General features: G+C 36.7%; 8 protein-coding genes. 4 read left to right on the forward strand and 4 right to left on the reverse strand.

The annotated features are described in order from the left end of the window. The 4 genes from ACJML3_RS07495 to ACJML3_RS07510 all read right to left on the reverse strand — a co-directional run. Window positions 1–347, reverse strand: a 347-nt coding sequence (locus ACJML3_RS07495; protein WP_406022016.1) for a glycosyltransferase family 2 protein, incomplete at its 3' end; no start/stop codon positions are given. Between the two features lie 43 nt (window positions 348–390). Continuing rightward, entirely contained in the window at window positions 391–1,158 is a 768-nt protein-coding gene (locus ACJML3_RS07500; protein WP_406022018.1) for a DUF2057 family protein, read from the reverse strand. 34 nt (window positions 1,159–1,192) lie between these two features. Then, a complete protein-coding gene (locus ACJML3_RS07505) occupies window positions 1,193–2,317 on the reverse strand; it encodes a hypothetical protein (RefSeq protein WP_406022020.1) in 1,125 nt (374 codons plus the stop codon). 34 nt (window positions 2,318–2,351) lie between these two features. Then, window positions 2,352–3,017 (reverse strand): HAD family hydrolase, encoded by a 666-nt coding sequence (locus ACJML3_RS07510; protein ID WP_406022022.1) that lies wholly within the window; start codon window positions 3,015–3,017, stop codon window positions 2,352–2,354. A 99-nt stretch (window positions 3,018–3,116) separates the two neighbouring features. Here ACJML3_RS07510 and ACJML3_RS07515 point away from each other — a divergent pair, with 99 nt between their 5' ends. The 4 genes from ACJML3_RS07515 (at window position 3,117) to pflB (ending at window position 9,610) form a co-directional block, all read left to right on the forward strand. Next, window positions 3,117–3,686 carry an adenine phosphoribosyltransferase gene (locus ACJML3_RS07515; RefSeq protein ID WP_406022024.1) on the forward strand — a complete coding sequence of 190 codons (570 nt, stop codon included), beginning with the start codon at window positions 3,117–3,119 and terminating at the stop codon, window positions 3,684–3,686. A 16-nt stretch (window positions 3,687–3,702) separates the two neighbouring features. After that, window positions 3,703–4,836 carry a DNA polymerase III subunit gamma/tau gene (gene dnaX, locus ACJML3_RS07520; protein WP_219935789.1) on the forward strand — a complete coding sequence of 378 codons (1,134 nt, stop codon included), beginning with the start codon at window positions 3,703–3,705 and terminating at the stop codon, window positions 4,834–4,836. Between the two features lie 62 nt (window positions 4,837–4,898). Further along, the gene (locus ACJML3_RS07525) at window positions 4,899–6,977 is read left to right on the forward strand and encodes a hypothetical protein (protein WP_406022026.1); all 2,079 of its coding nucleotides are present in this window, start codon (window positions 4,899–4,901) and stop codon (window positions 6,975–6,977) included. A gap of 386 nt (window positions 6,978–7,363) precedes the next feature. Then, on the forward strand, window positions 7,364–9,610 hold the full coding sequence (gene pflB / locus ACJML3_RS07530) for a formate C-acetyltransferase (protein WP_406022028.1): 2,247 nt from the start codon (window positions 7,364–7,366) through the stop codon (window positions 9,608–9,610). The last annotated feature ends 115 nt before the right edge of the window (window positions 9,611–9,725 follow it).

A 9,725-nucleotide genomic window follows, 5' to 3' on the forward strand; every position in this document is an offset into this window, starting at 1 on the left:
AAGTGGTTCTCTCTTGAAACTCTATATGTTTCATCAAGATTGTTTTCTACACAAGATGAAATTTCGTCAGCTAGTTCTTTTGTGATCCTTTCATCAGCATCTAACATGAAGATCCATTCATTAGACGCATTTTTAATACCGAAATTTCTTTGTGATGCATAATCATTGTTTAGTTCATGAAAAAGAACTTTTGCACCAAGGTTTTGAGCAATAGATTTTGTCTCATCTTTTGAGCCTCCATCTATTATCAGGATTTCATCAGCAAAAGAAGCGCTCTTTAGGCATTCTTCAATATTTTTCTGCTCGTTATAGGTTAAAACAACAACTGTTAGAGGTATCTTTTTCATAAACTAAAAGGGCAGCTTTCGCTGCCTTATATTCAAATTATATTTAGTGGGACATTACGTACTTTACAAACTTAAGCTTTGTCGCGTCATCAGCCTGGTTGTAAAGTCTTATCATCTCATTGTAAACATTTGTATTAACCTTAGAGCCTGGTGCTGATGAAGTTGTCATTGCACTAGAATTATTTGCCAAAGGCTTGAGTGTGATCCCCTGTTTACCATTTGTCTGATAGTTTGTATTTCGCTCAGATCCAGCTCTAATTGTAGGAGCTCCGTTTTCTGTCAGAGTCATTTCTCTTTGAGCATTTGGAACATAGCTTGGAGCATATAGACGATTCAGGCTCATAAGCTCATTTTTGTAATCACGCATCAGAGCAAAGCCGCTGTCTGATGTCAGGATAAAATATGTAGCCTCATCATTTGTCAGTTCGCGACCAGAGTTATTGTCGATAAGAACAATCTTCTGATTGTGGGCATATGTTTTAGCCTGTTCTTCATTTGCAGGACGCTTATAGTTAAAAGAGATAACCTCATCATTTTTCAGGTTTTCAATATCGATAACTAAAGGATCGATAGACTGAACCATTCTAGAGTCGGTTCCAGACTTGAAAGTATACTTAAATGTTAAAACTACCAGATGCTTGCCTGGTGTTAAAGTAAGCATTCTGTTGAATCTTGAATAATTGTCTGTATCATCAGAACCGTCAACAAGCTCAATATTATAGTGAACAGGTACCTTAAAACCTGTTGCAGCATAAGTATTCAAAGCAAAAACAGCAGATGATACTGCAAGTGCGATTTTATACATTTTCATATGATTTTTCCTCAATTTTTCTAATCATAGCACATCAGTATGAATATTGAGCACCAATCAATACTTTATTTTCACCAAGTGCTATGTTTCTTATCTGTTCTTTTGAATAGTAACGTTCAGGCTTTGAATTTACATCAAAGCTTGCCTCTGTATAAATCTTAAATGTCGGTGCAAACTGATAGCTTGCTAAGAGTGCTGCATTTGAAATGATGTTAGCACCATTAAATCTCTTTATGCCATAGTAGGAGCAAAGAGTTATACCACTGTCAAATGTATAGCTTACTAAAGCTTCATATGAGTACAGATGATTTGTAAAACCATCATATTTTGTCACTGTACCTACTAAGGCTGCATATAAGCCTTCATACATATTTCCATAGGTTAGAGCAATGCCCTTATCAACCTTCCATGATGGCCTGTGAATATATGCAAATTCAAGATCATCTGTGTTGCTATTGTTATGCATAACATTTATGTTAGGGGCAAAATATGAAACCTTTGTTAAGTCGTTTTCATACTGAAAATCAGTATAGTTAAGACCGTAGCTAAAACCAAAGCCGCTCTTGCTTCTAGTTGCCACACTAAATGCAGCGCCGTTGTGAATATCAACGTTTTTTGAATCTACATCTGATGCTGCTGTCTGTACTGATAATCTTAAATCCCAGCCAAGTGTTGATACTGAATACATGAACTGAGCTGGTTTTTCATTGCCAAGTGTATAGTAGTCATTAACATTCTGATCAAGCTGGTTAAAAACATCAGTTGTACCTGCAACGGTATAAAATGCAGTATCACCACGACCAAATGTTAAAATTCCATACTGATAGGCATCTAATCCTACGTACTGAGATCTTGCCTTTATCTTGTCAATACCATGATTACCAGTTGGCATATCCCACATAGAGTAGCCAATAGCACTTAGTGAGTCATTAACCTTTGTTCTTCCTGCAATACCTAATTTAACTCTGGTTAAAAGAGCATTGTCATCATTTTTTTTGCCATTAAATGCACTGATATCTCTTGATGCATGATCATTCATCAGTACAGCATCAATACTTCCGAATGCATCAAAGCTAGTTCCATCCTTATCAAAGATATTAGCTGAAAATGATGCACATGGTGTTATAGCCATTAGTATAAGTAAACTTAACTTTTTCATATTCTCTTAAAGCCTGTTATTCTTTTTGTATATCTTAGCAAAAAATTATTGAAAATAATTCATTTACATCTTTTGCAATATAGGTAGCACCCCAGTTTGATACATCATCACACTCTTTTGTTCCGTATCCCCATAAAGCTGCAACACTGTCTGTTTTTGCAGCTCTTGAGGCTGTTATATCATTCTTGTGATCACCTATATATATAGCTTCATCTGAGTTTAATCCCATTTTTTCAAGCGTCTTTAAAATAGGCTCTGGATGAGGTTTTGAATGCGAAAGAGAATCGCAGCCAAGAATCAGAGTAAGATTTTTTGAAAACTCATATTTTGACAGAAGCTTTTTGGCCATAGCCTCATACTTGTTTGTAATGACAGCTGTTTTAATTCCGTTTTTCAAAAGCTTTGCCATAAGCTCATTTATTCCATCAAAAGGAACAGTCCTGTCATTGATATGCTCTGTATAATAGTTTGCAAAACACTCTCTCATTACTGTTTCAACGCCGGCACTGTCCCATTTATCCTTAGGTACAGACAGTTTCATCATCTCTCTCATTCCGGCTGTAATCTTTGTTCTTAAAATACTTTCATCAAGTTTACTAAATCCGAATTTTTCAAGTGTGTAATTGCAAGCCTGCATAATATCTCTTGCAGTATCTAGCAATGTTCCATCAAGATCGAATAGTACAGCTTTATATTTCATATCAGTTTGTTTTTAACTCGTTACTATTATTTTAATAAGCTGTAAGATTATCATAAAAATTTTGATAAAATGATGTAAAAATTTATAAGGGATCTAAAAATGACAGATACATCAAAGGTTAAGGATTTTTATAAAAGAGTTGAAATTTTAGGTAAATCCATTGCCTCAGTACAGGATTTTCCAAAAGAGGGTATTCTGTTTAGAGACATTACAACACTTCTTGAAAATGCTAGTGCATTTAAAGAATCAGTAGATCTCCTTTATGAAATCTATAAGGATTCAGACGCTGACTGCATAGTTGCAGCTGATGCTAGAGGTTTTATATTCGGAAGTGCTCTTGCTTATAAGCTTGGTATTGGCCTTGTTCTTGTAAGAAAGAAAGGTAAATTACCAAGAAAGACAAGATCTGTTGAATACAGCCTTGAATATGGCAAAAGCACTCTTGAAATCAGTGAGGATGCTCTAAAGGAAGGTCAAAGAGCTATTTTAATTGACGATCTGCTTGCAACTGGCGGTACTGCCAAAGCTATGATTGAACTTGTAAAAGAAGCAAAAGCAAAAATCGTTTCCTTTGCCTTTATTATTGAGTTATTTGACTTAGGTGGCAAAAAAGTGCTCTATGATCTTGGAGTTGATGTACTTTCTTTAGTAAAATTCCCTGGTCATTAGTAAAAAAGATAAAAACATGATTGAATCAAACTCACAGTATCAGGCTCTTGCAAGAAAATACAGACCACAGTGTTTTGAAGATGTTGTAGGTCAGGAACATGTTATCAATACTCTTATCAATTCTATTGAACAGAATAGAATTCATCATGCATACCTTCTAACAGGTACTAGAGGTATTGGTAAAACAACTATAGCAAGAATTATTGCAAAATGCCTTGAGTGTGAGAATGGTATCAGCGCTCATCCTCATATGGATGGATCTGAAAAATGCTCAAACTGCATCAGCATTCAAAATGGTGTATTCCCTGATGTAATTGAAATTGACGGTGCATCTCAGACTAAGGTTGATGATACTAGAGCTCTGCTTGAAAATACTCAGTATCCTCCAATGCAGGGCAGATTCAAGATTTATATTATCGACGAGGTTCATATGCTCTCAAACAGCAGCTTTAATGCGCTGTTAAAGACATTAGAGGAGCCTCCTGCATATGTTAAATTCATTCTTGCAACAACTGATCCACATAAGATTCCAACAACTGTTTTGTCACGTTGCCTGAAGTTCCAGTTAAAGGCTTTAACAATAGAGCAGATTGCCTATCAGATTGACAATATCTGTAAAAAGGAAGGTATTGCTCTTGAAAATGAAGCTTCCTACCTGCTTGCAAGAGCAGCAAAGGGCTCTATGCGTGATGCTCTTTCTCTTTGTGATCAGGCTTTAGCTCTTGGTAATGGTAACATTACAAAAGATACTGTACTGTCTATGTTATCTACAGCAGGTGACAGCTTTGTAGTTCAGATTTTAGAGCTTTTAAAGACAAATTCACAAACCGATCTTGCAACTGTTCTTGATAATATCAGAGCAATCAGTCCTAATTACAAGAATCTTTTAGACGATCTTGTAACAGCTTTTCATGATCTTGCACTTTATCAGATGATGGGCAATAGAAATTCACTTAGAATCTATTCTCTTGATAATGCAATTTTAGATAATTATGCAAAATCATTCACAGCTGAAGCTGTTCAGCTTTACTATCAGATCTGTCTTGCCGGTATTGAAGAGTGCAAGAATGCACCTGATCAGTCTACAGCTTTTGAAATGGCAGTTTTAAGACTGCTTGCATTTTCAGCTCAAAAAAAAAAGATTGGATAGGTGAAGATAATACTGTTCTTGTCACACAGCCACTGTGTGATGATTCATTAACCCCGCTTGATTTGTATCAGTCCTTCATTGCAGGTTCATATAATAAAAAAGCAGATGAAGAAACTGAAAAGAATAACCTTATATCTGATAGTGCGCAAAAGACAGAGTCTGTTTTAGATGCAAACGTATCAGCAGATGATATTTCACAACTCAATAGTGAACCTTTAGTTGATGATTCTTCAAATACAGCAGTTCAACAATCAGATTTAAATAATGAGCTGATACCTTTAAATTCGATAACCAAAGAGAATATCGATGAAGTAAATGCTACTGATGAGCCATCAGAAATTACCGTTGATGAGATTATTCAAAGTAAGCTCCCTGAGAGTATTGATATAAATCAGGAAAATAAAACTGTACCAGGTAAGGGTGATGAGCTAAACGATCTTATTTCAGCTCTTAAAGCTCAGTCTGATAATACAGTTAAAGGTGGCAACAAGAATAATGGAAAATTTACATCATTATTAAAAGAGGTTCTAAATACACAACCTGATGTAAGTACCCAGGCTGTAAAATCAAATATTCTTCCAAAATCAGCTCCAATCACAGGACTTGATCTTAACGATCCTTTCTGCACATTAGTAAACTCTGTTGCAAATTACATTAAGGAGCTTATTGATGCTAAAAACGAATTTATAGAAAACAATAAATCAAAATCAGCAGGACAAACAAGTCACATTGAAAGTATTTCATCTTTAATATCTGACTTGTCGCATAGAAATTCACCACAAACTGAAAACAAGATTGCTGATGATCAAAATAGTTCTGATCCTGATGATTTCAAACTCACTGAACAAAAGGAAAGTGAAGAGCTTTCAATAGATGAGCAGTTAAGACAGGCTCAACTTGCAGCTTTAGCTCTTGATGAACAGCAAAAAGAACTAAATGAAAAGCTAAAGGCTGAAGCAAAGCTTCTTAATGAACAAGTAGATGCACAGCAAATTATAAATGAGGCTGAGCAGAGTCTTAATGGTTTAAAAAAGACAGATTCAGAGCAGTTTGTCTCATCAGATGAAAGTCTGATTGAATTAGATTCATCAACTTCTGAAGAGAATAGCTCTCAAACAGCTCAACTAGATGATTGTTATTCTGTTATTGAGGTTTGTGATATCTTTGATGAAAAATCAGAACAAAATACAGTAACGATAAGAAAGGATATTCCTGATCTTTACAGTGTAATTGCAACAGTTAATTCAAATATTTCAAATTGCGACTGCAGTACAGACAATACTTCCTTGAAAAACTATTCAGAAGGTCTCTTAAAGGCAGTAAACGACAGCCTTTCAGGAGTATTCGGAACTAACAGAAATATCGTCGATTATACAGCTAGCAGCAAAGATACAAATAATAGCGTTGCACTTGCAAGTGCACACAATGATAGCAGTACTGACATACAGACAATTGATTATACACACCATAATGCTGAGTATAATGATGACGATGACACTGATGATTCAACTGATTCAGATGAAAGTGAGTCTTCAAATACAACTGCAAGTATAGAGCTGCCTGTTGCTATTGATATTCCAAAATCAAGTCAGATAAATGCTTCGCTATCTGATGGCAATCCTATGAGTTTAAAGGCAAGTAATCTTGAGCTTATAGAGCAGGAGCAAAACTATGAGAACAGAGCTTTAGGAAGAAAACTTGAGACAAAGGATTTCTATCCTGATCTTTTAAGAGAAGATGACTGGTACCAAGACATTATAAATGCTGGATACAGCTCTGGTCCAACCTATAGTGCACTTTGCTATTCAAACAGAATAAAGAATAGTGAATATGACTGGACTATTCAGATGTCATCAGATATGAATCTGTTATTACAGGCACCTGATTTTCATCATAATCTAAGAACGAAATTCTCAATCTATATAGGTCATCCTATAGAGCTAAAACTTGAATCATACAATGGTATTCCACCAAACTGTCCTGAAGATAAGGCAAGACATTGTTATCTCAATACTATAGACAAAGAAAGAAAAGCAATGCTCTCAAACAATAAGTTAAAACTGTTTGTTGAGCATCTTGGAGATGATCTGTCTACAGTTAATCTTGGATTGTATACACAACTAGACAAACCTTCAAAATAGAAGTGTATTTTATAGTTTGATAAATGTATAAAAGCAAGCTTAAAGCTTGCTTTTGAACTTTATAACAACATTATCGGTATTTAATGAATTTGTAGAAAATTTCTTTATATGTTTTGCTCATAACGAATATGACTAATGACTATTTAAGCTTAAATTTTAAAGTTATTAAAATAGGTTTATTAACAAGGTTTAAATAGTATCCACTAACTTACTGTATTACAAAGAAAAAATATTATTAAGAATTATTCTTAATTTTATTATTCTTTTTTTCTTTGTTATTCGTACTTATATAGATATAATGCATTCGCAATTTAGAGATTAGTTCTCTTTTAAAGATTAAATAGACTTAAGGCAATATACGTCTTACATTATTTCGGAGTTAAAGCATGATAGAGCAATGGCGCGGATTTACCGGTTCACACTGGGTAGATGACGTTAATGTACGTGATTTTATTCAAAACAACTACACCCCTTATGATGGCGACGAATCATTCTTAGCAAACCCAACAGAAGCTACTGACAAGCTATGGGGCAAGTTACAGGAGCTTCAGCATCAGGAGCGTGCTAAGGGCGGCGTACTTGATATGGAAACTGAAGTTGTTTCAGGTATCAATGCTTATGGTCCAGGCTACATCTCTGAAGATTTAAAGGATTTAGAAGCTGTTGTTGGTTTACAGACTGATAAGCCTTTAAAGCGTGCTTTCATGCCATACGGTGGTATCAAGATGGCTCAGGAAGCTTGCACCACCTACGGTTATACTCCAAATCCAAAGTTTGACCAGATCTTCAACGAGTACCACAAGACTCACAACCAGGCAGTTTTCGATGCATATACTCCTGAGATGAGACTTGCTCGTAAGAACAAGATCATTACTGGTCTTCCAGATACCTATGGTCGTGGCCGTATCGTTGGTGACTACCGTCGTGTAGCTTTATACGGTATCGACTTCTTAGTTGCTCAGAAGAAAGCTGATTTAGCTAACTGCGGTTGTGGCACCATGACTGACGACATCATCCGTCAGCGTGAAGAGTTAGCAGACCAGATCAAGGCTTTAAATGCTATGAAGGTTATGGCTGCAAGCTATGGCTATGACATTTCTAAGCCAGCTAACAATGCTCGTGAAGCAGTTCAGTGGTTATACTTCGGCTACTTAGCAGCTATCAAGACTCAGAACGGTGCTGCTATGTCAGTTGGCCGTGTTTCAACATTCCTTGATATTTATATCCAGCGTGATATCAACGAGGGTACCTTAACTGAGGCTCAGGCTCAGGAATTAATTGACCATTTAGTAATGAAGTTACGTATGGTTAAGTTTGCTCGTATCCCTTCATACAACCAGTTATTCTCAGGCGACCCAGTATGGGCTACCTTAGAGGTTGCAGGTTTTGGTATGGACGGTCGTCACATGGTTACCAAGAACGACTTCCGTTTCTTACACACCTTAGAGAACATGGGCCCATCACCAGAGCCTAACTTAACTGTTCTTTATACTTCAAAGTTACCAGAGAACTTCCGTAAGTATGCTGCTAAGATCTCTATCAACACTTCATCAATTCAGTATGAGAACGATGATGTAATGCGTGTTGAGTGGGGTGATGATTACTCAATCTGCTGCTGCGTATCAGCAACTCAGACTGGTAAGGAAATGCAGTTCTTCGGTGCTCGCGCAAACTTAGCTAAGGCTATGTTATACGCTATCAACGGTGGTATCGACTGCAAGACCGGTATGCAGGTTGGTCCTAAGTTACCAAAGATCACTTCAGAGTACTTAAACTACGATGAAGTTATGGCTAACTATGACATCGTTCTTGAGTGGTTATCAGATTTATACGTAAATGTTCTGAACCTGATTCAGTACATGCACGACAAGTACTACTACGAAGCAGCTGAGATGGCTTTAATCGATACTGATGTTCGTCGTACTTTCGCAACTGGTATTGCAGGCTTCTCACACGTTGTAGACTCAATCTCAGCTATCAAGTATGCTAAGGTTAAGCCAATCCGTGATGAAAACGGCATTGCTATTGACTTCGAAATCGAAGGTGACTTCCCACGTTACGGTAACGATGATGATCGTGCTGATAAGATTGCAGTATGGTTATTAAAGACCTTCTTAACCAAGTTAAAGAAGCGTCATACCTATCGTAATTCAGAGGCTACAACCTCAATTCTTACCATTACTTCAAACGTTGTATACGGTAAGGCAACAGGTTCAACCCCTGATGGCCGTAAGGCAGGTCAGCCTTTAGCTCCTGGTGCTAACCCATCATACGGTGCAGAGCAGTCTGGTTTATTAGCTTCATTAAACTCAGTTGCTAAGCTTCCATATGAGTATGCATTAGATGGTATTTCTAACACCCAGACCATCAGCCCAGATGCTTTAGGTCACTCTGAGGATGAGCGTATCAACAACCTAGTTAACGTTTTAGACGGCTACTTTGATCAGGGCCCTCACCACTTAAATGTTAACGTATTCGGTACTGAGAAGCTTTTAGATGCTATGGAGCACCCAGAGAAGCCTGAGTATGCAAACTTCACCATCCGTGTTTCAGGTTATGCTGTTAAGTTCATCGACTTAACCAAGGAACAGCAGATGGACGTTATCTCAAGAACTTGCCACAAGGCTATGTAATTTAGATAACTTATGATATCTTTAAAGGGCGCTTATGGCGCCCTTTTGAGTTTATACAGGATACAAAATGAAAGAAGGCTACATTCATTCTTTTGAGACTTTTGGTTCAGTTGAT

It is taken from the genome of Succinivibrio sp., from assembly GCF_045124615.1.
GTDB lineage: Bacteria > Pseudomonadota > Gammaproteobacteria > Enterobacterales > Succinivibrionaceae > Succinivibrio > Succinivibrio faecicola.